The organism is Aliivibrio sp. 1S128, assembly GCF_001691065.1.
GTDB lineage: Bacteria > Pseudomonadota > Gammaproteobacteria > Enterobacterales > Vibrionaceae > Aliivibrio.
Genome location: NZ_MAJV01000092.1, coordinates 1 through 505, shown reverse-complemented (window position 1 = coordinate 505; position 505 = coordinate 1). Strand labels below are relative to the sequence as shown.

Below are 505 nucleotides of genomic sequence, written 5' to 3'. Positions count from 1 at the left end.
TAGCAAATCGTGTTGATGCATTTGTTATATTTAAAAATTTTGACGTTGTGCAATCTGTTCAAAAAGTACTTTATAATTAACCTGATCAGTAACATTAACTACTGTCCCATTAACCATAGTAATACCTAATACGTTGCGATCAATAGAGTTTGTCGGCTCAAATTCACAATTAAAATCGGCTTTCCAAAGCCAGTTTACATCAACCCAATGTTCAATTTTTTCAACTTCACCGAAGTCATGACCTTGATGGGGAGTAACAACTGCCCCAACCGCAATAATTCTATTTTGATTGTGATAAAGAAAGACTAAATCACCTTTTTTAATTTTATCTATTTCAGGGGCACGATCATAAAATGCTGCAGCTTTACTTTGACGCAACATATACTTAAATCCATGAGGATTACCATTTTTTTCTTTTGTATTAGTATTAACTAGCCAAGTTTTCATTATTATCCCTATTTTTAAAATACCAATTTTCCAATTTTAAATATAACGCCTGCATAAC

The 505-nt window shown here is 31.9% G+C and carries 1 protein-coding gene; it reads right to left on the bottom strand.

Annotation, left to right across the window (positions count from 1 at the left end; all coding sequences use genetic code 11):
* Positions 1-30: 30 nt before the first annotated feature.
* A complete protein-coding gene (locus tag A6E03_RS11240; RefSeq protein ID WP_065600884.1) occupies positions 31-447 on the bottom strand; it encodes an EVE domain-containing protein in 417 nt (138 codons plus the stop codon).
* Positions 448-505: the final 58 nt, after the last annotated feature.

Bases quoted from the DNA above. Each gene is read 5' to 3' on its own strand.
- A6E03_RS11240 (WP_065600884.1), bottom strand. From the start codon at position 447: ATGAAAACTTGGCTAGTTAATACTAATACAAAAGAAAAAAATGGTAAT.